Genomic DNA, 24,414 nt, shown 5'->3' with positions numbered 1-24,414 from the left:
TCAACCGACCGCACCGCTCCGGGCGACCGGGCACGGACCCGCGGTCCGCGTCACCAGCACTCCCGGCCACACCCACAAGTGCATACGACCTCATCCAGAGGGGCAGAGGGACACGGCCCGATGAAGCCCCGGCAACCACGGCTCCCGACCATCGATCGCCCAGCGATCCGGTCGGCGGCAGCAGGTGCCACATCCGTCCCGCGACGACCGTCGCGGGGAAGATGAGCCAGAAGGGCATCACCATGACCACCTCTGCCACGCTGTCCACGTCCCCCGCGACCGACGGCGCCCCCACGATCGACCTCGGCCCCGCCGTGGCGCTCTCCTGTCGGGAGTGCGGCCACCGCGTCGATCTCGGCCCGTTCTACGCCTGCACCGAGTGCTTCGGCCCCCTCGAGGTCGCCTACCAGTTCGCCAGCAGTGGCGAGGAGCTGCGCGCGGCGATCGAGGCCGGCCCGGACAACATCTGGCGGTGGGCCCCCCTGCTGCCGGTCCCCCCGGGCATCGCCTCCACCCCGAACATCAACCCGGGCAACACCAAGCTGATCCGGGCGGACAACCTGGCCCGCGAGCTGGGCATGAAGACCCTGTGGGTCAAGGACGACAGCGGTAACCCCACGCACTCCTTCAAGGACCGTGTCGTCGCCGTGGCGCTGGCCGCCGCCCGTGAACTCGGCTTCTCGGTGCTGGCCTGCCCGTCCACCGGAAACCTGGCCAACGCAGTGGCCGCCGCGGCCGCCCGGGCCGGCATCCGCTCGGTCGTCCTGGTGCCCAGCAACCTCGAACAGCAGAAGATCCTGACCACCGCCGCGTACGGCGGCACCCTGGTCGCCGTCGACGGCAACTACGACGACATCAACCGGCTGGCCGGCCAGATCGCGGCCGAGCAGGAGGACTGGGCGTTCGTCAACGTCAACGTCCGGCCGTACTACGCCGAGGGCTCCAAGACCCTGGGCTACGAGGTGGCCGAGCAGCTGGGCTGGCGCCTGCCGAAGCAGGTCGTCATCCCCATCGCGTCCGGCGCGCAGCTGGTCAAGATCGACAAGGGGTTCACCGAGCTGGTCGAGCTGGGCCTGGTGGACGCCAGCCCGTACAAGGTCTTCGGCGCCCAGGCCACCGGCTGCTCCCCCGTGGCGGCCGCGTTCAAGGCCGGCGAGGACGTGGTGCGCCCGGTCCGGCCGGACACCATCGCCAAGTCGCTGGCCATCGGCAACCCGGCCGACGGCCCGTACGTGCTGGACGTGGTCCGCCGCACCGGCGGGGCCGTGGAGGACGTGAGCGACGACGACGTCATCGACGCGATCAAGCTGCTGGCCCGGACCGAAGGCATCTTCGCGGAGACCGCGGGCGGCGTCACCGTGGCCACCCTGCGCAAGCTGCTGGCCACCGGCGCGCTGGATCCCGACGAGGAGACGGTCATCTTCAACACCGGTGACGGCCTGAAGACCCTGGACGCGATCGCCTCCTCCGTCGGCCCCACCGCCACGATCAAGCCGACGCTGGCCGCGTTCGAGCAGGCCGGCCTGGTGTGAGCGTCACCGTCCGCATCCCGACGGTGCTGCGCACCTACACCGGCGGGCAGGCCACGGTGGACGCCGACGGCGCCACCGTGGCCGATGTGCTGGCCGATCTGGACACCCGCTTCCCGGGCATCGCCGGGCGGGTGCTGGACGAGCGCGGCGTGCTGCGGAGGTTCGTCAACGTGTACGTCGACGAGGACGACGTGCGTTTCGGTGACGGACTGCAGACGGTCGTCCCGATCGGGTCGACGGTGGCGGTCATCCCGGCGGTGGCCGGGGGCTGACGCGCCGCCGGTCCGCGGACTTCAGCGCTCCGCGGACATCGCACCCCACCGACACCAGCACTTCGCGGACACCGGCACTCAGTGGGTGTGGGCGTCCTGGTCGGCGGGAACCTCGATGCCGAACAGGGTGTGCAGGGCCTGTACGTAACCGGCACCCTCCCCCGTCCGGGCCAGCTCCTTGGCCCGCAGCGTGGGGGTGTGCAGCAGCGACTGGGTCACCCGGTGCATGGCCAGCTCGACGTCGGCGGCCACCGCGTCGTCGTACTTCCCGCGCAGTCGGGTCAGTTCCTTCTCCACGGCGGCGGTGACGTGCCGACGCAGGGCGACCACGGCCGGGTCCAGCCGGCGGACGACCTGCTCCTCCTCGAAGGCGGCGACCGCGGCGATCACGATGTCCTGGGCCGCCGTCAACTGCCCGGCGTGCATCGGGTCGACCCGCTCGGAGACGGTGCGCAGATCGATGACCTGCACCCCGGGCACCGCGCGGGCCGGCTCGGAGACGTCCGGCCGGAGAGCGAGATCCACGATGGGCAGCGAGGTGTCGCGCCGGGCCACGGCCTCACGGAGGGTCTCCGCGGCCAGTGCGTCACCGGAACCGCCACTGCACGTGACGACCATGTCGACCTTGGCCAGCACGTCCACCAGGGCGTCCTGACCGACCGGGACGGCGTGGTGGCGTGCGGCGAACGAGTCGGCGCGGCCGCTGGGCGAGAAGACCTGCAGATCCTGGCAGCCCCGGGTGCGCAGCTCGGCCGCGACGACGCGGGCATAGGCACCGGTGCCCACGACCAGCGCGGTGGCCGGGACGCGGAACCGCTCCTCGGCGACGTCCAGGGCCACCGAGGCGATGGACCGTCCGGCGGCACCCAGCGACGTGGTCGAGGTGACCTGCTTGGCGGTCCGGGCGGCGGACTGGAAGAGCGCGTTGAGCAGGGTGGTCGTGGTGCCGGCGAGCTGGGCCGTGCGGAAGGCGCGGCCGACCTGACCGGCGATCTCGGCCTCGCCGACGACCATCGAGTCCAGGCCGCTGACGACCGAGAACAGATGGGCGGCGACCGGGGCGCCCACCCGCACCTTGAGCAGGGCGGTGGCCTCGTCGGGTTCGATGCCGGCGGCGGTGGCCACGGCGGCGGCCACCGCGTCGATCGCGTCGTGGAAACGACGCGCCTCGAGGTAGATCTCCAGGCGGTTGCAGGTCGCCACGACCACTGCCCCGAGGACGGGCGCGTCCAAGGAGGTGTCGGAGCCCGACCGGACGAGCTCCAGCACGGCGCGATCGAGCAGATCGCCGCCGGTGGTCAGCCGTTCGAGATGGGTGAGCTCGAGGTCGTGGTGACTGGCACCGAGAACCATGAGCATGATCTGAATGCTAGCGACGCGAACGGCGCGTCTCCACGAAGGCGACCCTTACCAGATGATCCGCCCCGGGCACCACCGGCGCAGGTCACATCGGCTGAGCTGGCCGGATGCACACCGGGCGGTGGAAACGGCCAGTTTGGACGCGGTCCAGATCACCTTTCCGCGACGGCCCGGCCGGGCACTCCCACCGCTCTGGGACGATGGGGGCACCATGGACACCCGCACGGATCACGCCCCCGCCCACCCAGCCCTGCCCGTCGACCACCCGCTCCGGGACGGCCGCACCACGGATTCCGCCCTGGTCACCGCGCTGGCCGGCCGGCCGACCGCCGGTCACCCCGTGTGGTTCATGCGGCAGGCCGGCCGCTCGCTGCCCGAGTACCGCGCGATCCGCGCCGGGGTCGCCATGCTCGACTCCTGCCTGGACCCGGACCTGGCCAGCGAGATCACCCTGCAGCCGGTGCGCCGCCACGGGGTGGACGCGGCCGTCCTGTTCAGCGACATCGTGGTTCCGCTCAAACTGGCGGGCGTGGACGTGGACATCGTCCCCGGCACCGGCCCGGTGGTCGCCCACCCCGTCCGGACCGCGGCCGACGTCGCCGCACTGCCCGTCCTGGATCCGGCGGCGCTCGCCCCGGTCGCGGAGGCGGTCGCCCGGACCGTCGCCCAGCTGGGCACCACCCCCCTGGTCGGCTTCGCCGGCGCGCCGTTCACCCTGGCGTCCTACCTGGTCGAGGGGGGTCCGAGCCGGGAGCACCTGCACACCAAGGCGATGATGCACGCCGACCCGGCGAGCTGGCACGCTCTGGCCGACTGGGTCGCCGGCATCACCTCGCAGTTCCTGCACGCCCAGGTGCTGGCCGGGGCGTCCGCCGTGCAGCTCTTCGACTCCTGGGCCGGCGCGCTGTCGCTGGCCGACTACCAGGCCTTCGTGGCCCCGCACTCGGCCGGGGTGCTGAGCCGGATCGGCGAGCTGGGCGTCCCCCGGCTGCACTTCGGGGTGGGGACCGGTGAGCTGCTGGTCGCCATGCGCGACGCCGGTGCGGACGCGATGGGCATCGACCATCGCATCCCGCTGGACGTGGCCAACTCCCGGCTCGGCGGCCGGACCCCGTTGCAGGGCAACATCGATCCCGCCCTGCTGTTCGCCGGGGACGACGCCCTGCACGCCCACGCCGCCGAGGTCATCGAGCGCGGTCGCGCGGCGCCCGGACACGTGGTCAACCTCGGTCACGGCGTGCCGCCGACCACCGACCCGGAGGTGCTGACCCGGCTGGTGGCGTTCATCCACGACCAGCCGTGACCGGGCCTGCGGTGGCGACGGGACGGTGGGACGTCGTGGTCGTCGGCGGCGGGGTGGCCGGTCTGCTCGTCGCCTGGGAGGCCGCGGCGGCCGGCCGCCGCACCCTGCTGCTGGAGGCCGGGTCCCGGCTCGGCGGCGCGGTCACCGCGCACCGGGTCGGCGGTCTGGCCGTCGACGCCGGTGCCGACTCCTACGCCCTGACCCGACCGGCGGTCACCCTGCTGATCGCCGATCTCGCCCTGGACGACGCGGTGGTGGCACCGAACCCGGTGGGCGCGTGGGTCCGGCACCGCGCCGGCGCCGCCCCGCTGCCCGCGAACGGCCTGCTGGGCATCCCGTCCCGACCGTGGACCGCCGACGTCCGACGGGTGATCGGCCTGGCCGGCGCAGCCCGGGCGAGCCTGGACCGCGTGCTGCCCGCCGGGACGGCGATGGGACCACGGGCCACCCTGGGCAGCGCGGTGCGCGGACGGCTGGGCTCCCGGGTGCTCGAGCGCCTGGTCCGGCCGGTGGCGGGTGGCGTCTACTCCGCCGATCCGTCGACGCTGGAGATGGACACGGTGACCCCCGGCCTGCGTGCCGCGGTGGCCGGGACCGGATCACTCTCCGCGGGTGCGGGGCGCATCCGCGGAGCCGCCGGACGCAGCGGATCGGCCGTCGCCGGGCTGCACGGCGGGATGAACACGTTGACCGACGCGCTGACCCGCGCCGCGACCGCGGCGGGCGCCGAACTGCGCACCGGGGCGGCCGTCCGGGCCGTGCGCCGCGACGCCGCCGGATGGGTCGTCGATCTCGGGTCGACGACGATCGCTGCGGCGGCGGTCGTGCTCGCCGTCCCCGGCGGGACCGCCGACGGTCTGCTGGCCGGCCTGGTCCCCGACGAGGCCCGGGCCGGCGTCGCCGCGGCCAGCACCCCGGTCCGCCTGGCCACCCTGGTGGTGCGCGCCCCGGAGCTGCACCGCGCCCCCCGCGGCACCGGCGTGCTCGTCGCCCCGGGGGTGACCGGGGTGCGGGCTAAGGCCCTGACCCACGCCACGGCCAAGTGGTCGTGGCTGGCCGAACGGGCCGGATCCGGTGTCCACGTGCTGCGGTTGTCCTACGGCCGGGACGAGGGACAGTGCTCTGCCGGGTCCGGCGGGCCCGATCTGCCCGATCCGGCCGACCTCCCCGCGCTCGCCCTGGCGGACGCCGCCGATCTGTTGGGGGTCCCGCTGCGGCCGGGCCAGGTGCTGGACACCGCCGTCGTCACGTGGGAGTCCGTGCTGCCGGCGCCCCGGGTCGGCCAGCGGGCCGCGGTCGCCCGTCTCCGGGCGGCCCTGGCGGCGCTGGGTCCGGAGCACCCGCTCGCGGTGACGGGCACCTTCGTCGCCGGCACCGGACTGGCCGCGACGGTCGCCGACGCCCGGGAGACCGCTCGACGGTTGCTGGATCCCACCCCGGCCGTGGACGCCCCCGGCCCCGCCGCGGACCAGGTCGACACCCGGCCGGCCGGCTGACCCTGGACCCCGGCACGTCATCTCGACCACATCCGCCCCCGTGACCCGGGGGCCCGCCGGGGATTGGGGGAGGATGGAGTCATGACATCGCAGACCGACGGGGCTCCGCAGGCCCCGGACGCGCACGCCCCCGCAGCGGCCGCTCCCGCCGATCCGGCGGCGCGCCGCGGCCCCACTGCGCGGGAGATCAACGCGCAGATCCGTTACACCACCTATGCCGTCTACCGCCGCACCGCCGAGTTCGACTCCCCGACCGAGAAGGCCGTCGAGGAGCTCACCCAGCTCGTCGCCGACCTGGCCGAGCAGGACGTCGTCATCCGCGGCTTCTACGACGTCTCCGGTCTGCGTGCGGACGCCGATCTCATGGTCTGGTGGCACGCCGCCACCCCGGAGAAGCTGCAGGACGCCGCCCGCGCGCTGCGCCGCACCGCCGTGGGCCGGACGCTCACCCCGTTCTGGTCGGCCATGGGCCTGCACCGGCCCGCCGAGTTCAACAAGGGGCACGTACCCGCGTTCCTGGCCGGCATGCCCGCCAAGGAGTGGGCCACCGTGTACCCGTTCGTCCGTTCCTTCGAGTGGTACCTGCTGCCGGACCAGGAGCGCCGCAGCATGCTGGTGGAGCACGGCATGATGGGCCGGGCCTACGACCAGGTGTTGTCCAACACCGTCGCCGCGTTCGCGCTCGGCGACTACGAGTGGCTGCTGGCCCTGGAGGCCGACGAGCTGCACGACACCGTCGACCTGATGCGCCATCTCCGTGCCTCCGGTGCCCGCATGCACGTGCGCGAGGAGACCCCGTTCTTCTCCGGCCGCCGGGTCGACGAGGCCGGTGTGGTCGAGGTGCTGTCATGACCGATCTCGCTGCCGCCCCCGGGACCGGTCCCGGCGCCACCGGCTCCGTCACCGCGACCACTGCCGGTACCGCGAGCGGTCCCGGCGTGCCCGGCTACGACGCCGTGCTGCTGGCCGGGTTCGGCGGGCCGGAGGGCCCGGACGATGTGATGCCGTTCCTGCGCAACGTGACCCGCGGCCGCGGGATCCCGGAGGAGCGTCTCATCGAGGTGTCCCACCACTACCAGGCCCTGGGCGGGGTCTCCCCGATCAACGCCCAGAGCCGCGCACTGCGCGAGGCCCTGGAGGCCGAGCTGCGTGGCCGCGGGATCGACGTCCCGGTCCTGTGGGGCAACCGCAACTGGGCACCGTTCGTCGGCGACACCATCACCCAGGCCCACCGGGACGGGCTCGTCCGGCTGCTCGGCGTGGCCACGTCCGCCTACTCGTCGTACTCCTCGTGCCGGCAGTACCGGGAGGACTTCGGCATGGCCCTGGAGCGCACCGGCCTCGTGGGGTCGGTACGGGTCGACAAGGTCCGGCCGTACTTCGACCAGCCCGGTTTCCTGGCCCCGTTCGTCGACGGCACCGTCGAGGCGCTGCGCGAGGCGTCCGAGAAGGGCCTGGCGGCAACCGATCTCGAGGTCGTCTTCACCACCCACTCGGTGCCGAACACCATGGGCGACTCATCGGGGTCGGCCACCCTGGACGACCACGGCAACGGTGGCGCCTACGTCACGCAGCACCTCGCGGTGGCCCGGGAGGTCATGGCGCAGGCGGAGAAGGCGCTGGGCGCTGCGGTGCCGACCTGGCAGCTGGGCTACCAGTCGCGGTCCGGCCCGCCGTCGATGCCGTGGCTGGAGCCCGACATCAACGACATCATCGACGATCTCGCCGCCGCCGGGCGTCGCGGGGTGATCGTGGTCCCGATCGGCTTCGTCTCCGATCACGTCGAGGTCATCTGGGATCTGGACAACGAGGCCCTGGAGACGGCGGAGAAGCACGAGCTGTTCTTCCGCCGCGTCCGGACCCCGGGCACCGATCCGCGTTTCGTCGCCGATCTCGCCGATCTCGTCGTCCGCCGACTGTCCGGGACGACGGTCGGCTACGGCGCCGGCGTGGATGCCAGCGCCGTGGACCTGCCGGCCCGACCGGACTTCTGCGCGCCGGGCTGCTGCCGGAACTCCCGCGGCGCCAAGCCCACCACCGCCGCCGTCGATTCCGCGGCCGACTGGGCCGGCCTCGAGGTCACCGGGTCCGCCCTGGTCGCCTCCGGCATCCCGGGGACCCTGCCGGCGTGACCTCCTCCCCTGCACCGCTCGGCGAGCCGGCGGGTGGTCCCGGTGTGCTGCGCGTCGGCACCCGGGGCAGCGCGCTGGCGCTGGCCCAGTCCGGCCAGATCGCCGGGCGGATCGCCGGGCACGCCCGGACATCGGTCGACCTGGTGACCGTGCGGACCGAGGGCGACGTGAATCTCGGCCCGCTGGCCAGCATCGGCGGCACCGGGGTGTTCGTCACCGGGGTCCGCACGGCCCTGCTGGCCGGCCGGGTGGACGTGATCGTGCACTCGCTCAAGGATCTGCCGACCGCGGCGGCGGACGGCATCGCGCTGGCCTCGGTGCCGGTGCGGGAGAACCCGTTCGACGCCTTGTGCGCCCGGGACGGTCTCACCCTGGACACCCTGCCGAGCGGTGCCCGGGTGGGTACCGGGTCCCCCCGTCGTGCCGCGCAGCTCCTGCTGCGCCGGCCCGATCTGGAGGTCGTGCCGGTCCGCGGCAACGTCGACACCCGACTGGGCCTGGTCACCTCCGGAACGGTGGACGCGGTCGTGCTGGCCGTGGCCGGGTTGGCCCGGCTGGACCGCACGGAGCGCATCACCCAGCAGTTCGGCCCGGACGAGATGCTGCCCGCACCCGCACAGGGAGCGCTCGCCGTGGAGGCGTTGACCATCGCCGCCGACGACGGCCCGTTCGCCGGCGCGCTGCGAGCGGTCGACGACCAGGACACCCGGGCCGCCGTGGTCGCCGAGCGGGCCCTGCTGTCGGTCCTGGAGGCCGGGTGCACCGCGCCGCTGGGCGCCTTCGCCGCGGTCCACGACGGTGAGCTCGCCCTGGCCGGGACCGTGTTGGCCGTCGACGGGTCGCGCGAGATCCGTGACGAGATCAGGGGTCCGGTGGCCGACGCGGCCGAGGTGGGTGCCGCCCTGGCCCGGCGGATGCTGTCCGCCGGGGCGGCCGCCCTGCTGGCCGCACCCCGGACGTGACGGGACCGCTGGCCGGCGTGCGGGTGCTCGTCCCCCGCCCGCCGGGCCGCGGGACCGCGCTGACCGGTCTGCTGCACGAGGCCGGCGCACAGGTGGAGGCCGTCCCGCTCATCTCCTTCGAGCCCCCCGCCGATCCCGGACGCCTGGATCTGGCCGTGCTCGATCTGGCCGCCGGGACGTGGGACTGGGTGGCGCTGACCTCGGTCACCGCCGTGGACGCCGTGCTGTCCCGGGCGGCCGCTCTCGCCGTCCATCCCCTGGTCCCGGCGGACACCCGGGTCGCCGTGGTCGGGCGGTCCACCGCGGACGCCGTCCGGGCCGCCGGGCTCCCCGTCGATCTGCAGCCCCCGGGGGCCGGCTCGGCGGCCGAGCTCGCTCGCGTCTGGCCCACCGGCGACGGCACCGTCCTCCTCCCGCGATCGGCGCTGGCCGCCGACGACCTCCCGGAGGCGCTGCGGGGCAGGGGGTGGACCGTCACCGAGGTCGATGCCTACCGCACCACCGTGCATCCGGTCCCGGACCGCATCGCCGCCGATCTGCGCAGCGGCGACCTCGGCGCGGTGCTCCTCACCTCGACCAGCACGGCCACCGCCCTGGCCGCGACCCCCCTGGCGGCCGGGGTGATCGTGGTGGCCATCGGCGCCGCCACCGCGCAGGCCGCGGTGGCAGCCGGGCTGACCGTCCACCGCATTGCCGAGCGCCCGTCCGACACCGGTCTGCTCGACGCCCTGCTCGACGCCGTCCCGCACCGGCGCGCACCCACCTCCTCCCTCGAACCCACCCACCCGGAGCGCTGACGATGCCCTTCCCCACCGAACGCCCCCGCCGGCTGCGCCGCACCCCGGCCATCCGCCGCCTGGTCGCCCAGACCCGGCTGCACCCGGCCGATCTCGTCCTGCCCATGTTCGTCAAGGAGTCGCTGACGCAGCCGCAGGCCCTGCAGTCGATGCCGGGGGTGGTGCAGCACACCCGGGACTCGCTGAAGGCCGCCGCCGTCGAGGCGGTCGCGGCCGGTGTCGGCGGGCTGATGATCTTCGGCATCCCCACCGAGCGGGACGCCGTGGGCAGCGCGGCCACCGAGCCCGACGGCATCCTCAACCTGGCCCTGGCCGATCTGGCCGCGGAGGTCGGCGGCGACACCGTGCTGATGGCCGACCTGTGCCTGGACGAGTTCACCGATCACGGCCACTGCGGGGTACTGCGGGCCGACGGCGCCGTCGACAACGACGCGACCCTGCAGCGCTACCGCGACATGGCCGTGGCGCAGAGTGCCGCCGGGGCCGACCTCGTCGGCACCTCCGGGATGATGGACGGCCAGGTCGGCGCGGTGCGTGCGGCGCTGGACGCGGTGGGCGCCACCGACACCGGGGTGTTCGCCTACGGGGCCAAGTACGCCTCGGCGTTCTACGGCCCGTTCCGCGAGGCGGTCGACTCCGCGCTGGTCGGCGACCGGCGCAGCTACCAGCAGGACCCGGCCAACCGCACCGAGGCCCGCCGCGAGGTCGCGCTGGACATCGCCGAGGGCGCGGACCTGGTGATGGTCAAACCGGCCATGAGCTACCTGGATATCCTCGCCGACATCGCCGGCGACCCGGCGGTCACGGTTCCGGTTGCCGCGTACCAGATCTCGGGTGAGTACGCGATGATCGAGGCGGCCGCGGCCAACGGCTGGATCGATCGCGATCGTGCGGTGTTCGAGTCGCTGACGTCCATCAAACGGGCCGGAGCCCAGATCGTGTTGACCTATTGGGCCGTGGAGGTCGCACAGCGACTCCGCGGCGGACAGGAGTGGTGATGACCGAACCGACGAGTGCCCCGGTGGAGGACAGCCCGGTCGACCCGGCGCTGCTCCCCCATCCGTCCGACGCGGTGGCCCGCCGCAGCGCGGCCCTGTTCGCCCGGGCGTCCAGGGTGATCCCCGGTGGGGTGAACTCGCCGGTGCGGGCGTTCCGCTCCGTCGGCGGCACCCCACGGTTCATGGTGTCCGGGGACGGGCCCCGGATCACCGACGCCGACGGGAACACCTACGTCGATCTCGTCGGGTCCTGGGGGCCGATGATCCTGGGCCACTCCCACCCCCCGGTCATCGCGGCCGTGCACGAGGCGGCGGGGCGCGGGCTCTCGTTCGGCACGCCCGGTGAGGGCGAGGTGGCGCTGGCCGAGGAGATCGTGAACCGGGTCGGTCCGGTGGAACAGGTTCGCCTGGTCTCCTCCGGGACCGAGGCGACGATGTCGGCCATGCGGCTGGCCCGTGGCTTCACCGGTCGCTCCAAGATCGTGAAGTTCGCCGGCTGCTACCACGGGCACGTCGACGCCCTGCTCGCCGCAGCGGGTTCCGGGGTGGCGACGTTCGCCCTGCCGGACTCCGCCGGGGTGACCGCGGCGACCACCGCCGAGGTCCTGGTGCTGCCGTACAACGACCTGGACGCCGTGCGGGCCGCGTTCGCCGCCCACCCCGGGGAGATCGCCGCGGTGATCACCGAGGCGGCCGCGGCCAACATGGGCGTGGTGACGCCGCTGCCGGGCTTCAACGCCGGGCTGGCGGAGATCGCCCACGCCGACGGCGCTCTGCTCGTCACCGACGAGGTGATGACCGGCTTCCGGGCCAGTCGCAGCGGCATGTACGGCTTGGACGGCGCGGTCGAGGGCTGGGCGCCGGATCTGATGACCTTCGGCAAGGTCATCGGTGGCGGGCTGCCCGTCGGCGCCTTCGGCGGGCGGGCCGACATCATGGCGTATCTCGCGCCACTGGGCCCGGTGTACCAGGCGGGAACGCTGTCCGGGAATCCGGTGGCCACCGCCGCGGGTCTGGCCAACCTGCAGGGCTGCACCGACGAGGTCTACCGTCACCTGGACGAGAAGGCTCGACAGGTAGGGGATCTCGCGTCCGAGGCGCTCGCCGCGGCCGGGGTCGCGCACGTCGTCCAGCGGGCGGGCACGCTGTTCTCCGTGTTCTTCACCGGTGATCCTGTGCAGAACTACGACCAGGCCCGCACCCAGGACGTCGCCGCCTATGCCGCGTTCTTCCACTCCATGTTGGAGCAGGGGGTGTACCTGCCGCCGTCGGCGTACGAGGCCTGGTTCGTCTCGGCCGCGCACGACGACGACGCCGTCCAGGAGATCGCCGACGCGCTGCCCGCGGCGGCCCGGGCGGCGGCGGCCGTCCAGGGCTGACCCGGGGGGACGGGCCACCGGGGGCCGCCCGGTGGCCCGGTCACCGGCACGCGCCCGGGCACCGACCGGTGTCGACCCGCGGACACCGGCCGGGACGACTCACCCGGCCGGTGACCGTGTCCGGCCGGCCCACTGTCGGTGCCCTGTGCCAGAGTCGGTCACGGATGCGCCGACCTGCGCCGGAGCACCCGCCCCACCCTGCACCGTGCCGAGGAGTCCGCCATGCCGCCCCGCCGTCGAACCGTCCCGGCCCCGCCACCGATCGATCTGGCCGCCCTGCGCGAGCGGTTGTCCGCCGGGTCGATCGTGCGGGTGGGGCTGGCGCCGTCCGCGCAGTTCCCCGAGGGCGGATCCGGTCGGGTCCGCACGATCGGTGACCCGGCGACCGACGGCGAGGAATTCCTGCAGGTCGAGGTCACGGTGAACGGCGCCCGGGACGTCCTGCCGTTCGCTCCCGGGGACCTCCGGCCGGTCACCCGCGCTGCCCGGACGGCCCGCGCGGTGCCGGACCTCGTCGCCCTGCCCGGGATCGGGACCGAGGTCAGCCCGTCGGACGTGCGGGCGCGGAACGGTTCCGCAGCCGCTCATCTCGCCTCCCGCAGCGGCCTCGCCGGGGACGCCCGCACCGGGCTCGGTTCGGCCGGTGCGTCGCACACCATGTTCTTCGAGGCACAGGAACCGGCCGGGAGCGCGCTCCCCGAACCGGCGGCCGACCCGCTGACGACCGCGACCTCCTCGCGGACCACATCCACCGACCGATCCGGGTCGCCCCTGGCCCCGGTCCCGAACCTCGACCCCGCTGCTGCACTGGCCGGGGTGGACTCCCGTCCCGCGGCCGAGGTGCGCGGCGACGCCCCCGCCCCGGTCCCACCGACCCGGCGGCGCCCCGCGCGCCGATCGGTCGCGATCGTCCCCGACCCCACGGACACCACCGGCGCAGCTGCCGACCCGGCCACCGACACGGCGAGCAGCCAGGCCGCTCCGGCCAAGCCGCGGGCCCGCGCTGCACGCGCCGCCGCCACCGGGTCTCCGACGGCAGCCGCCCCGGGCGCCCCGGCCGGCGGTGACCCGTCGACCGCGCCACGTCGTGGTGGCCGTCTGCCGGCCGTGAGCATCACGGTGTCGACGACGGCCGACGAACCCACCCAGTGGCGGATCGACGCCAAGGTCGGAGCCAAGGCCGTCGTCCGTTCCGAGGCGGTCTCCGCGGCGCGGGTGTGGGACATGGTCGAGGGCATGCGGACCCCGGCCCTGACCACCGCGGTCGGCGCCCTGCTGGACGAGCACCGACGGCTGACCCAGGCCCGGGCCGAGGCCCTGGCCGCCGAACTCGCCGGCGTCCAGGCCGAACTCGACTCGCTGCCGGCGGCGCCCCACCGCTGAGTCCGACGCAGCACCCGCCGCTGACGTGTGCCGGTGCTGGTCGGGCGGGTGCCGGTCGGGCAGGTGCCGGTCGGGCAGGTGCCGGTCGGGCAGGTGCCGGTCGGGCAGGTGCCGGTCGGGCGGGTGCATGTCGGGCGGGTGCACGTCGTGGTCCTGGGTCATCCCTGCACCTGGAGCCCTGCCCCGCGCTCGGCGGTGGCCAGGTGGCCGTCCTGGCTGGTGACCGCCACATCCCCGTCGAGGTCGGTGCGGAGCACCACCTCGGCCCCCGCGGCAGCCACCGCATCGAGCAACGACGGGGCGGGGTGGCCGTAGTCGTTGTCGACGCCGACCCCGATGAGCACCACCGGTGCGGCCACCGCGGCCAGGAAATCCGCGGTGACCCGCGCCGATCCGTGGTGCGGGGTCTTGAGCACGTCCGCACGGAGATCGGCACCCGCGTCGAGCAGGACGGTCTGCGCCTCCGGCTCGATGTCCCCGGTGAGCAGGATGCGCACCCCGGCCACCGTCGCCATCATCACCACCGACTCGTTGTTGGGATCGGACGCGGTGCCACGGAAGGGCTGGGTCGGACCCAGCACTTCCAGGGTGAGGTTCCCGCTGCGCCAGACGGTCCCGGCCGGGAGCGACACCAGCGGGACCGGGCCCAGGGTGCCGGGGATGGCCGTCCACGCCGGAGCCGGGGCGCGGTTCAGGCCGACCCCGACGGCGTCGACCTGCCGGCCGTCGAGCACGCCGGCGAGGCCGTCCACGTGATCGGCGTGCAGATGGGTGAGCACGGCCAGGGGGACCCGGGTGATGCCCAACCGGTCCAGACACCCGTCCATCAGGATGGGGTCGGGCCCGGTGTCGATCACCACCCCCACACCGGGTTCGCCCGTGGACAGCACCAGCGCGTCGCCCTGGCCGACCTCGCAGGCCACCACTACCCACCCGGCGACCGGCCACCCCGGCTCGACCACCTGCGCCGGCAGCAGCACCGACACCCCACCGACCAGGACGGCTGCGGCCAGGGCACGGATCCGTCGATTCCGCAGGACGAGGACGAGCACCACCGTCACCGAGGTCAGCACGGCCACCCCGCCCGGTGAGGCGGGCCACGGGAGGACGGCATCGGGCCACCGAGCCAGGGTGTGGGCCACGAACGCCATCCACTGCAGCAGGGGCGCGGCGCAGTGCGCGAGCACCACCCCCGCGTCCGGCCACCACGGCCCCACCGCCGCGCACAGCACCCCGAACAGCAGGGCGAGGGCCACCACCGGTGCGACAGCCATGTTCGCCGGGATCGACACCAGGGACACCGATCCGCTGAGCGCGACGATGACCGGCATGGTGACGATCTGCGCCGCCACCGGAACGGCCAACACCGTCGCCCACCCCACCGGCCAGCCCCGGTCGCGCAGGGACCGGGTCCAGACCGGTACGAGCAGCACGAGTCCGGCGGTGGCCAGCACGGACAGGGCGAAACCCGCCGACAGCGCCAGATCCGGGTCCGTCAGGAGAAGGGCGATCACCGCCCAGCACAGGGCCGGGAGCGCCGTGCGCCCCCGGCCGAGCAGCAGGGCGACCAGACCGATGCTCCCCATGACCGCGGCGCGCATCACGGACGGCTGCGCACCGACGACGAGGACCAACGCGACGGTCACCACCGCTCCCCCGACGACGGCGGTGCGCAGACCCACCCGACGCAGGAGCAGGACGACGGCGCCGCACACCACGGTGAAGTGCGACCCGGAGACCGCGAGCAGATGGGCCAGGCCGGTGGCCTTGGCGTCCGCGTCCAGCTGAGGCTCGACGCCGCTGGTGTCCCCGACGACCAGACCGACGAGCAGCGCACCGGCCTCGGGCGGCAGACTGGATGCACTGTCTCGCAGGTTCTCCCGCACCGTGGCGGCGGCGCCCTGGTACCACGGCGCGGTCCGGCGGAGGTCCGGGCCACCCCGGGCCTGCAGGGTGATGGTCGGCAGGCCCGCCCACTCCCCGGCGCTCAACCGGCCGCGCACCGTCAGTTGCGCGCCGGGAACCACGGTGCGCCAGTCGGCCCCGGTCGCGAACACCTGGACGTCGGCGTCGACCGGTCCGTCCTGCTGCGAGGTCAGCGCGTGCACGGTCACCCGCCACCGGGGTGCGGCCGGCGCCGATCCGTCCGAACCCTCGGCGCCCCCGCCCGGCCCACCGACGACCGCCCGCGGGAAGGAGGTCACCTCGACCGTGAGCTCGGCCGCGGATCCGGCCCGGGCGGCGACACTCACCGGGTCGGCCGCACGCCGGTCGCTGTGCAGACCGCTGACCCACGCCGACCCCGTCAAGCAGGCGACCACGGCGATCCAGGCCCAACGCCGCGGTGAGCGGCGGACCAGGAACAGCACCCCCGCCCCGGCCGGAACGACCCACCACCGCATCCCGGCCGACGGACCGAGCAGCGCACCGGCCCACACGGCGGCAGCCGGGCCGAGTGAGCGGAGATCGAGGGGGGCGACGACGTCCTCGTGGTCGGGGTCGGCCGGCCGCTGGTCCCGCGGGAGCCGCCGGCGCCACGCCCGGCCGACGTCCGGGTCGGTCGTGTTGCTCCCGCCGGGAGCCGCGGACCGCCACACCCGCACTGCGCAGCTCACACGGTCACCAACGGCTGCAGCTGCGCGTAGCGGGCGGGGCCGATACCCGAGACCTCCTGCAGCTGGCCGACATCGGTGAACGGGCCGTGCTCGGTGCGCCAGGCGAGGATGGCCTGCGCCATCACCGGCCCGACACCGGGAAGGTCCTCCAGGGCCGCCTGATCGGCGGAGTTCAGATCGAGCAGGCCGGTGCCTCCACCTGCCGCGCCCACTGCACCGGCCGCGCCGACCGATGAGGGAGCGCTCCCGGGAGCCACCCGGGACACCCCGGCCGGCGCAGGCTCGGCGGCGGACCCGATGACCACCGAATCGCCGTCGGCCAACCTGGCCGCCAGGTTCAGGCCGGTGAGATCGGCCTCGGCCGTCGGCCCACCTGCGGCGGCGACCGCGTCGGCGACCCGGGAGCCCGGCGGCAGGGTGACCAGGCCGGGTGCGACCACCCGACCGGTCACCGAGACCACGACCTCCACCGGCACCGGCACCGGCACCGGAGCAGCCGGAGCCGGGTCGGCCGGCGAACCCGACGCCGCCGACGACCCGGAGGCGACACCGCCGGGGGCGGTCGGGGCGGGACCTGCTCCGGTGTGTGCACCTGTCGGTGCCACGTCGCCGGACGACGCCGACCCCGGGTCGGTCACCGGCGCCAGGACGGTCGCGGCGACCGGCTGCGGGGTCGGCCCGCCCGTCCACACGGCCACAGCGGCGACCACTCCGGCGACCAGGGCCACGGACACGAAGACCACCGCTCCGCGACGCCCCGGGTCGACCCGCGCCTCACGGATCGGTTCCGGCACCCAGCGCTCGGCGAGCCGACCCCAGGACCGGCGGCGGATACGCCGCGCCCGCCACCGGACCGGTGACTCCCCGCCCCCGTCCTCGTCCCCGAGGTCGGCCTGGTGGTCGCCATCGTGATCATGGCCCCGGTCACCCGCCCCCTCGGACGGGAGCCGGCCGGGGGCCGACGTGTCGGGATCCGACCAGTCGGCATCCGACCAGTCGTCGATCGGCGGGACGCAGTGGCGATCCGTCCGGTCGGCGGCCGGCCGGACGCGATCGGAGGGTGACCGGTCGGCGGTCGCGGGCCCGGAGGCAGAGGACACACCGGGGACCCGACCGCCCGTCGCGGGCGAGCGGACCGTCCGGCGGCCTGGTTCTCCCTCCCCGGGAGGACCCGTCGTCACCCCCGGGACGCCGGCCTCGTCCGCGGCCCATGTCCCGGCCGGGTCACCGACGGAACCGCCGCCGGGAACGGGGCCGGAGCCGACGGGGACGTCGGACCACGGGGTCCACCCGGCTGCCGGGCGCGGCTTTCCACCGGTCGGCGGTGGGGCCCCGGGCGGTTCGGGCGACACGGCGCGCAGGGCCTGCAGGCGCGGTCGGGAATCCGGACGGGAGGGCATGGACCGACGGTAGGGACCGCGCCCCCGGCCGGGGCGTCCTCGGCCCGGGGTGGGGATGGAACCCGGTCATGGGGACAACCGCACGCGCCGACCGACACCGGTAGGAGTCCGGCGCCGTCAGAGTCCGGCGACCTCGTCGTCCTCGGTGGGCAGCACGACGCCACCCAGTCCCGCGTTGTACGCGTGCAACCGCCACCGCCCGTCCATCCGGTGCAACGCCACCCAGTGGCAGTTGCCCACCCCGACCAGGGTCGACCAGGAGGTCTCCGGCAGACCGAGCAGCAGCCCGGTGAGCCCGACGATGAGGCCGCCGTGGGCGACCAGCAGGGCGCGGCGGGCCGGGCCGGCGTCCAGCTCGCGCACCACCTCGACCGCCCGCTGCGCGACCTGCCAGCGCGACTCCCCCTCGGGCGGTGCGGCATGACTGGTCGTCGTCCGCCATGCCTGCCACTCGTCGGGCCAACCCGCCTCGACCTCGTCGCGGGTCAGTCCCTCCCACAGGCCCAGGGAGGTCTCCCGCAGGCGTGGGTCAGTGGACACGGCGAGGTCGGTGAGCACGGCGACCGCCGACGCGGTCTCGCGGGCCCGCATCAGGTCGGAGGACACGATGACCTCGGGCGCCAGGGCGACCACCGACGGAGCCGCCTCCCGGGCCTGTCGACGCCCACGCGCGTTCAGCTGGGTGTCTCGGTGGCCCTGCAGCCGGTGGGCGGCGTTCCACTCGGTCTCCCCGTGCCGGAGCACGATGAGGTGTTCCAGGGTCACCGACCGCTCCCGGCACCTTCCGGGCCACCGGCCGCGAGATCCCCGGCCTCGTCGGCGACGTCGAGGGTGTCGTCGGTCGGGTCGTCGCCCTCACCGGTGGCGCCGGTGTCGTCGCGGACACCGTCCGCACGCACCCCCTGGGCGTCGAGGCCCTCGGCGTCCAGGCCACCGTCGACGGTGAGATCGTCACCGGTGACAGCCCCGGCGGACAGATCGGCGGCCGGGCTGTCGGCGCCCTCGTTCGCGACGGGGGTCACGGCGGGGGCGGCGGACTGCTCCACGGCCGGCGCGTCGGCGTCGACGAACGGGATCGACGGGCAGTCCTTCCACAGTCGGTCCAGGGCGTAGAACACCCGCTCCTCGGAGTGCTGGACGTGCACGACGACGTCCAGGAAGTCCAGCAGCACCCAGCGCCCGTCCCGCTCACCCTCGCGACGCACGGGCTTCTCGCCCGCCTCGCGCATCTTCTCCTCGACGGCGTCGACGATGGACGACACCTGTCGCTCGTTGGTGCCGGTGACCACGACGAAGCAGTCGGTGATGGCCAACCGATCGGACACGTCGATGATCAGGATGTCCTTGGCCAGCTTGTCGGCCGCGGCCTGGGCAGCGGTCTGCGCCAGGGTCAGTGCACGCTCGGTGGCGGTCACAGTTCTCCTTCGATACTGCGGCTGGTCGTCTCTCGACCGGCCGGGACGCCACCGTGGTCGACGGTGGCGATGGGGGTGGTTCGGGGATGGCCCGGGTGGTCGGACGTGGGGGCGTAGAGGCCGTGCTTGCCGATGTACTGCACGACGCCGTCGGGTACGAGGTACCAGACCGGCGCCCCCCGGCCGACCCGTTGCCGGCAGTCCGTCGACGAGATGGCCATGGCCGGGATCTCGATGAGGGTCACCGAGTTGTCCGGTAGGGCGATGTCGGCCAGGTCGATCTCGAAACCCGGGCGGGTGACGCCGATGAAGTGGGCCATGCCGAACACCTCGCCGACGTCCTTCCACCCGGTGATCGCGTTCAGGGCGTCGGCGCCGGTGATGAAGAACCACTGCGCGTCGGGCTCGGCCGTGCGCAGGTCCCGCAGGGTGTCCCGGGTGTAGGTCGGCCCGGGGCGTTCGATGTCGACCCGGGACACGGTGAACCGGGGGTTGGCGGCGGTGGCGATGACCGCCATCAGATAACGGTGCTCGGCCGGGCTGACCCGGCTCTTCTGGTACGGCTGACCGGTGGGGACGAACACCACCTCGTCCAGGTCGAACCGGTGCGCCACCTCCGAGGCGGCCACCAGGTGCCCGTGGTGGATCGGGTCGAAGGTGCCACCCATGACGCCGATCCGGCGGCCGGTGGGCCGGGTCGCGGTCGTCACGAGGCGTCCCGCGTCTGACCGGTCCCGGTGACGACGTACTTGCTGCTGGTCAGCTCGGCCAGGCCCATCGGCCCCCGGGCGTGCAGTTTCTGGGTGGAGATGCCGATCTCGGCGCCGAAGCCGAACTCGCCGCCGTCGGTGAACGCGGTCGAGGCGTTGACCATGACGGCCGCCGCGTCGACCCGGGCGGTGAACGCCTGGGCGGAGGTCAGCGACCCGGTGACGATGGCCTCGGTGTGACCGGTGCCGTGGCGGCCGATGTGCTCCACCGCCGCGTCCAGATCGGCGACGACGGCGACGGCGATGTCCAGGGACAGGAACTCGGTGTCCCAGTCGGCGTCCACGGCGGGCACGACCCCGTCCTGCGGGCCGACGAGATCCAGCACGGCGGTATCGGCGTGCACGGTGACGCCGGCCCCGACCAGGGCGCGGACCGCCGCCGGCACGAACGATCGGGCGACATCGGCGTGCACGAGCAGGGTCTCGGCCGCGTTGCACACCGAGGGCCGACGGGTCTTGGAGTTCAGCAGGATCTCGAGCGCCATCGCCGGATCGGCATCGGCGTCGACGAAGACGTGACAGTTGCCGACACCGGTCTCGATGACGGGCACGGTGGAACCGTTCACCACGGCCTGGATGAGCCCGGCCCCACCCCGCGGGATGATCACGTCGACCAGACCGCGCGCGGTCATCAGGTGGGTGACCGAGTCCCGGTCGGTGCCCGGGACGAGCTGGACGGCGGCATCCGGCAGCCCGGCGGAACGCCCTGCGGTGGCGAGGATCTCGACGAGGACGGCGTTGGACGCCGCGGCCGAGGCGCTGCCGCGCAGCAGGGCGGCATTCCCGGACTTGACCGCGATGCCGGCGGCGTCGACGGTGACATTGGGACGGGCCTCGTAGACGATGGCGACCACGCCGAGCGGGACCCGGACCTGGGTCAGCTGCAGACCGTTGGGCAGCACCGACCCGCGCAGGACCGTGCCGACGGGGTCGGGCAGGGCGACCAGGTCGACCAGCCCCTGGGCCATGGCCTCGACCCGGGCCGGGGTCAACCGCAGCCGGTCGACCAGGGAGGCGGCCGTCCCGGCCCGCTCGGCCCGCTCCACGTCCCGGGTGTTGGCGGCGAGGATCTCGGATCCGCGCTCGCGCAGGGCCGCCGCCATGGCCAGCAGGGCCGCGTTCTTGGCCGTACTCGTCAGCTGGGCCAGGGCCCGGGCGGCGGGCCGGGCCGCGCGGGCGCAGTCCAGCACCTCCGCCCCGGATGCGGTGCGCAGCAACGGTTCGACCGGCGCACCGGTGTCGACCGGGCCGGTCGCGGGGACCACCGTGGGCGTGACCATCTCAGACTCCCGGGATCGAGGGGGCGGGTGCGGTGGCGGGCTCGGTGACGACGACCAGGTCGTCGGCGTGCACGACCTCGTGCTGCAACTCCTCGGGCAGTGCCGACAGCGAGCGGCCCATGATCGCCGGCAGCTCCGTGGAGTCGTGCCCGACGAAGCCCCGGGCGACCACGGTGCCGTCACCGGACACCAGCTCGACGACGTCGCCGGAGCCGAAATCGCCACGTACGGCGGTGATCCCGGCCGGCAGCAGGGACTTGCGGCGGCCGGTCACGGCGGCGACCGCGCCGTCGTCCAGCACGAGGGACCCGACCGGGTGGGCGGCGTGCCGGAGCCAGAACAACCGTGCCGACGTGCGCCGGTGGGCCGGGGCGAAGACGGTGCCGACGGTCGGACCGGTGTCCGTGTCCGAGCGGTCGGCCGGATCGGACCCGGCGCCGACCGCGAGGGCAGCCGCGGCCTGGCCGGCCGAGGCCAGCAGCACCGGGATGCCCGCACCGGTGGCGGTGAGCGCGGAGGTCAGCTTGGACGCCATCCCCCCGGTCCCGACGTCGCTGCCCCGGGCGTCGGCGGACACCCCAATCAGCGCGGCGGCGTCCGGCACGTACCCGATCCGCCGGGAGGACGGCAGCGCCGGATGGCCGGTGTAGAGAGAGTCCACGTCGGAGAGCAGGACCAGCGCCTGCGCGCCGACCAGATGGGCGACGAGGGCGGCCAGTCGGTCGTTGTCACCGAACCGGATCTCCGCAGTGGCCACCGTGTCGTTCTCGTTGACCACGGGGACGACCCCGAAGGACAACAGCTTGCCGAAGGTGCGCTGGGCGTTGCGGTAGTGCGCACGACGCACGACGTCGTCGCTGGTGAGCAGGACCTGCCCGACCGTGAGGTCGTGCCGGGCGAAGGAGACGGCGTACCGCTCGGCGAGCAACTGCTGGCCCACGGAGGCCGCCGCCTGCTGGGTGGCCAGATCGCGCGGGCGCCGCTTGAGCCCGAGCGGGGCCAGCCCGGCCGCGATGGCGCCGGAGGACACCAGCACGACCTGGCTGCCCTGCCGGACGCGTCCGGCGACGGCGTCCACCAGACCGTCCAGCCGGCTGGGGTCCAGCCCGCCGAGCGCGGTGGTCAGCGACGAGGAACCGACCTTGACGACCACGACCCTGGCGCGACCCACGGCCTGCCGGGTCGCCCGCTCCGCACCGGCGTCCGGCATGACGGCATCGACGCCGGGGACGACCCCGGTCGCACCCTGGCTCACCGTCATGCCCTCACTGCCCTCTGCTCCTGACCCCAGCTCGTCGACCACGCGACTCGCGAACCTCCCGGCTCGCGAGTCCTCAGCGTCGACTGCCCGGGGGCTCCTGGTCGGTCCGGTAGTCGTCGACGTCCAGGCCGCGCCGCAACCGGTGCAGCGCCTTGCGCTCCAGGGCGCCGATCCGGTCGGTCTGGTCCAACCGGATGTCGGTGCCGCGTTCGCTCTTGATGTACGCCATGCCACCGCCGGTGGTCGGTTCCCAGTCGAAGGTGATGCCGCCGATGGTGACCGGGGCACCCGCGACCGCGCCCGCCTTGGCCAGCGCGTCCTCGACACCGAGCCGGGCCAACCGGTCGGCCAGATACCCGATGGCCTCGTCGTTGTTGAAGTCGGTCTGCCGGATCCAGCGCACCGGGCGTTCCCCGAGCACGATGAACGCGCCGTCCTGCTCCGGATCGGGCAACACCTCGAACTGCTGGTCGTTGACCGCCCGGGGACGCAGCACGATGCGTGCCGCCGGAGCGGCGGGCCGGTTGACCCGGTCGGCCACGACGGCCTGGGCGAGCGCGTACCGCAGGGCGGGCAGCCCCTCGTGCGTCGCGGTCGAGATCATGAAGACCTGGTAGCCGGCCGCCTCGAGATCGGGCTTGACGAACTCCGCCAGCTCCCGGGCCTCGGGGATGTCGATCTTGTTCAGCACCACCAGGCGGGGCTTGTCGGCCAGATCGGTGGCCAGCGACGGGGTGTACTGGGCCAACTCGGACTCCAGCGCGGCGATGTCGCCGGCCGGGTCGCGGTTGCCCTCGAACGTCGCGCAGTCCACCACGTGGGCCAGCACGGAGCACCGCTCGATGTGCCGGAGGAACTCCAGCCCGAGCCCACGGCCCTGGCTCGCGCCCGGGATGAGACCGGGCACGTCGGCGATGGTGAAGACCTGCTCTCCGGCGGTCACCACACCCAGGTTGGGCTCCAGGGTGGTGAACGGGTAGTCGGCCACCTTCGGCCGGGCCGCGGACAGCACCGAGACCAGGGACGACTTGCCCGCACTGGGGAAGCCGACGAGACCCACGTCGGCCACGGACTTCAGCTCGAGCACGATCTCGGCGATCTCGCCCTCCTCGCCGAGGAGGGCGAAGCCGGGGGCGCGGCGGGCACGGGAGGCCAGCGCGGCATTGCCGAGCCCACCGCGGCCACCGCGGGCGGCGACGTACTGGGTGCCGGCCCCGGTGAGGTCGGCCAGCATCTCGCCGGACTCGGACAGCACGACGGTGCCGTCCGGCACGGCCAGGTCGAGGCTGGTGCCGTTGGCTCCGTCGCGACTGTCCCCGGCACCGGGCTTCCCGTTACCGGCCTTCGCGTGGGGCCGGAAGTGGAAGTCCAGCAGGGTGTGCACATTGGCGTCGACGGTCAGCGTCACGTCACCGCCATTGCCCCCGTCACCGCCGTCGGGGCCGCCCAGCGGCCGGAACTTCTCGCGATGGACGGAGGAACATCCGTCACCGCCGTCGCCGGCCTGCAGGTGCAGAACGGCACGATCCACGAACCGTGCCATGGAGTTCTCCTTCTGTGCTGGGCACCGGTCGGGCTCGCACCCGACCGGTCCCCGATCGCTTCACCGGAATGTCCGGCTGGACTGCGTGGCGGGCGAACCCCACGCGGCCCTGTCCTGCACCGCACCCGAGGATCCGGGCCCGGAAATGCCGCCAGGGGCGGCCCCGTAGAACGGGACCGCCCCTGGCGAGGGTCTGTCGACCGTGCCCGAACTCAGACGCCCGCGTCGGCGGTGACGAGCTCGGCGACCGGAGCGGCCGGGATCGCGATGTTGACGGTCTTGCGGCCACGCTTGCTGCCGAACTCGACGACACCGGCGGTGAGGGCGAACAGGGTGTCGTCCTTGCCGCGGCCCACGCCGACTCCCGGGTGGAACTTGGTGCCGCGCTGGCGGATGAGGATCTCGCCGGCGCCGACGGTCTGGCCGCCGAAGCGCTTCACGCCCAGGTACTGGGCGTTGGAGTCGCGACCGTTGCGAGAGCTGGATGCGCCCTTTTTGTGTGCCATGTCGAATCCCT

Annotated in this window: 21 protein-coding genes and 1 riboswitch; of the genes, 11 read left to right on the top strand and 10 right to left on the bottom strand. The window is 74.2% G+C overall.

Annotated features, from left to right (window positions below; genetic code table 11):
- Positions 1 to 87 precede the first annotated feature (87 nt).
- Positions 88 to 228: riboswitch (SAM riboswitch) on the top strand.
- A gap of 14 nt (positions 229 to 242) precedes the next feature.
- Together thrC and J2S58_RS18510 are read left to right on the top strand one after the other, a co-directional pair.
- Positions 243 to 1,532, top strand: coding sequence for a threonine synthase (thrC, locus tag J2S58_RS18515; protein WP_205257214.1), 1,290 nt, complete (start codon positions 243 to 245; stop codon positions 1,530 to 1,532).
- Positions 1,529 to 1,804, top strand: coding sequence for a MoaD/ThiS family protein (locus J2S58_RS18510; RefSeq protein WP_205257213.1), 276 nt, complete (start codon positions 1,529 to 1,531; stop codon positions 1,802 to 1,804). Before thrC ends, J2S58_RS18510 begins: the two co-directional genes overlap by 4 nt.
- Positions 1,805 to 1,882: 78 nt before the next feature.
- Here the strand turns inward: J2S58_RS18510 and J2S58_RS18505 are convergent, their stop codons facing one another.
- Positions 1,883 to 3,163 carry a glutamyl-tRNA reductase gene (locus J2S58_RS18505; RefSeq protein ID WP_205257212.1) on the bottom strand — a complete coding sequence of 427 codons (1,281 nt, stop codon included), beginning with the start codon at positions 3,161 to 3,163 and terminating at the stop codon, positions 1,883 to 1,885.
- Between the two features lie 211 nt (positions 3,164 to 3,374).
- Between J2S58_RS18505 and hemE the strand changes: the two genes are divergently transcribed.
- From hemE to J2S58_RS18460, 9 genes are all read left to right on the top strand, one after another.
- Positions 3,375 to 4,466, top strand: coding sequence for a uroporphyrinogen decarboxylase (gene hemE, locus J2S58_RS18500; RefSeq protein ID WP_205257211.1), 1,092 nt, complete (start codon positions 3,375 to 3,377; stop codon positions 4,464 to 4,466).
- Positions 4,463 to 5,962 carry a protoporphyrinogen/coproporphyrinogen oxidase gene (locus J2S58_RS18495; RefSeq protein WP_205257210.1) on the top strand — a complete coding sequence of 500 codons (1,500 nt, stop codon included), beginning with the start codon at positions 4,463 to 4,465 and terminating at the stop codon, positions 5,960 to 5,962. The genes hemE and J2S58_RS18495 overlap by 4 nt, the downstream gene beginning before the upstream one ends.
- Positions 5,963 to 6,043: 81 nt before the next feature.
- Positions 6,044 to 6,814 (top strand): hydrogen peroxide-dependent heme synthase, encoded by a 771-nt coding sequence (hemQ, locus tag J2S58_RS18490; protein ID WP_205257209.1) that lies wholly within the window; start codon positions 6,044 to 6,046, stop codon positions 6,812 to 6,814.
- Positions 6,811 to 8,094 (top strand): ferrochelatase, encoded by a 1,284-nt coding sequence (locus J2S58_RS18485; protein ID WP_205257208.1) that lies wholly within the window; start codon positions 6,811 to 6,813, stop codon positions 8,092 to 8,094. Before hemQ ends, J2S58_RS18485 begins: the two co-directional genes overlap by 4 nt.
- On the top strand, positions 8,091 to 9,056 hold the full coding sequence (gene hemC / locus J2S58_RS18480; protein ID WP_306829226.1) for a hydroxymethylbilane synthase: 966 nt from the start codon (positions 8,091 to 8,093) through the stop codon (positions 9,054 to 9,056). Before J2S58_RS18485 ends, hemC begins: the two co-directional genes overlap by 4 nt.
- On the top strand, positions 9,053 to 9,853 hold the full coding sequence (locus J2S58_RS18475; RefSeq protein ID WP_205257207.1) for a uroporphyrinogen-III synthase: 801 nt from the start codon (positions 9,053 to 9,055) through the stop codon (positions 9,851 to 9,853). Before hemC ends, J2S58_RS18475 begins: the two co-directional genes overlap by 4 nt.
- A gap of 2 nt (positions 9,854 to 9,855) precedes the next feature.
- On the top strand, positions 9,856 to 10,851 hold the full coding sequence (gene hemB / locus J2S58_RS18470; RefSeq protein ID WP_205257206.1) for a porphobilinogen synthase: 996 nt from the start codon (positions 9,856 to 9,858) through the stop codon (positions 10,849 to 10,851).
- Positions 10,851 to 12,230: a glutamate-1-semialdehyde 2,1-aminomutase gene (gene hemL, locus J2S58_RS18465; protein WP_205257205.1), complete on the top strand. Its 1,380-nt coding sequence runs from the start codon at positions 10,851 to 10,853 to the stop codon at positions 12,228 to 12,230. The genes hemB and hemL overlap by 1 nt, the downstream gene beginning before the upstream one ends.
- A 222-nt stretch (positions 12,231 to 12,452) precedes the next feature.
- Positions 12,453 to 13,613: a hypothetical protein gene (locus J2S58_RS18460; protein WP_205257204.1), complete on the top strand. Its 1,161-nt coding sequence runs from the start codon at positions 12,453 to 12,455 to the stop codon at positions 13,611 to 13,613.
- A gap of 158 nt (positions 13,614 to 13,771) precedes the next feature.
- Here J2S58_RS18460 and J2S58_RS18455 read toward each other — a convergent pair whose 3' ends face one another.
- The 9 genes from J2S58_RS18455 to rpmA form a co-directional block, all read right to left on the bottom strand.
- Positions 13,772 to 16,228, bottom strand: coding sequence for a ComEC/Rec2 family competence protein (locus J2S58_RS18455; protein WP_205257203.1), 2,457 nt, complete (start codon positions 16,226 to 16,228; stop codon positions 13,772 to 13,774).
- The gene (locus tag J2S58_RS18450) at positions 16,225 to 17,022 is read right to left on the bottom strand and encodes a ComEA family DNA-binding protein (RefSeq protein WP_205257202.1); all 798 of its coding nucleotides are present in this window, start codon (positions 17,020 to 17,022) and stop codon (positions 16,225 to 16,227) included. Before J2S58_RS18450 ends, J2S58_RS18455 begins: the two co-directional genes overlap by 4 nt.
- Positions 17,023 to 17,745: 723 nt before the next feature.
- Positions 17,746 to 18,393, bottom strand: coding sequence for a histidine phosphatase family protein (locus J2S58_RS18445; protein ID WP_205257201.1), 648 nt, complete (start codon positions 18,391 to 18,393; stop codon positions 17,746 to 17,748).
- Positions 18,390 to 19,043: a ribosome silencing factor gene (rsfS, locus tag J2S58_RS18440; RefSeq protein WP_205257200.1), complete on the bottom strand. Its 654-nt coding sequence runs from the start codon at positions 19,041 to 19,043 to the stop codon at positions 18,390 to 18,392. Before rsfS ends, J2S58_RS18445 begins: the two co-directional genes overlap by 4 nt.
- Complete coding sequence (gene nadD, locus J2S58_RS18435; RefSeq protein ID WP_306829220.1) at positions 19,040 to 19,753, bottom strand: nicotinate-nucleotide adenylyltransferase; 714 nt, start codon at positions 19,751 to 19,753, stop codon at positions 19,040 to 19,042. Before nadD ends, rsfS begins: the two co-directional genes overlap by 4 nt.
- Complete coding sequence (locus tag J2S58_RS18430; protein ID WP_205257199.1) at positions 19,750 to 21,093, bottom strand: glutamate-5-semialdehyde dehydrogenase; 1,344 nt, start codon at positions 21,091 to 21,093, stop codon at positions 19,750 to 19,752. The genes nadD and J2S58_RS18430 overlap by 4 nt, the downstream gene beginning before the upstream one ends.
- 1 nt (position 21,094) lies before the next feature.
- On the bottom strand, positions 21,095 to 22,303 hold the full coding sequence (proB, locus tag J2S58_RS18425; protein ID WP_205257352.1) for a glutamate 5-kinase: 1,209 nt from the start codon (positions 22,301 to 22,303) through the stop codon (positions 21,095 to 21,097).
- Between the two features lie 124 nt (positions 22,304 to 22,427).
- Positions 22,428 to 23,897: a GTPase ObgE gene (gene obgE / locus J2S58_RS18420; RefSeq protein WP_205257198.1), complete on the bottom strand. Its 1,470-nt coding sequence runs from the start codon at positions 23,895 to 23,897 to the stop codon at positions 22,428 to 22,430.
- 212 nt (positions 23,898 to 24,109) lie between these two features.
- Positions 24,110 to 24,403, bottom strand: a complete 294-nt coding sequence (gene rpmA, locus J2S58_RS18415) for a 50S ribosomal protein L27 (RefSeq protein WP_205257197.1) — start codon at positions 24,401 to 24,403, stop codon at positions 24,110 to 24,112.
- Positions 24,404 to 24,414 lie beyond the last annotated feature (11 nt).

This window comes from Nakamurella flavida, assembly GCF_030811475.1.
In the GTDB taxonomy this organism is placed as follows: Bacteria; Actinomycetota; Actinomycetes; order Mycobacteriales; family Nakamurellaceae; genus Nakamurella; species Nakamurella flavida.
The sequence above is the reverse complement of the archived record's forward strand: the minus strand, read 5'-3'. Positions and strand labels throughout refer to the sequence as shown.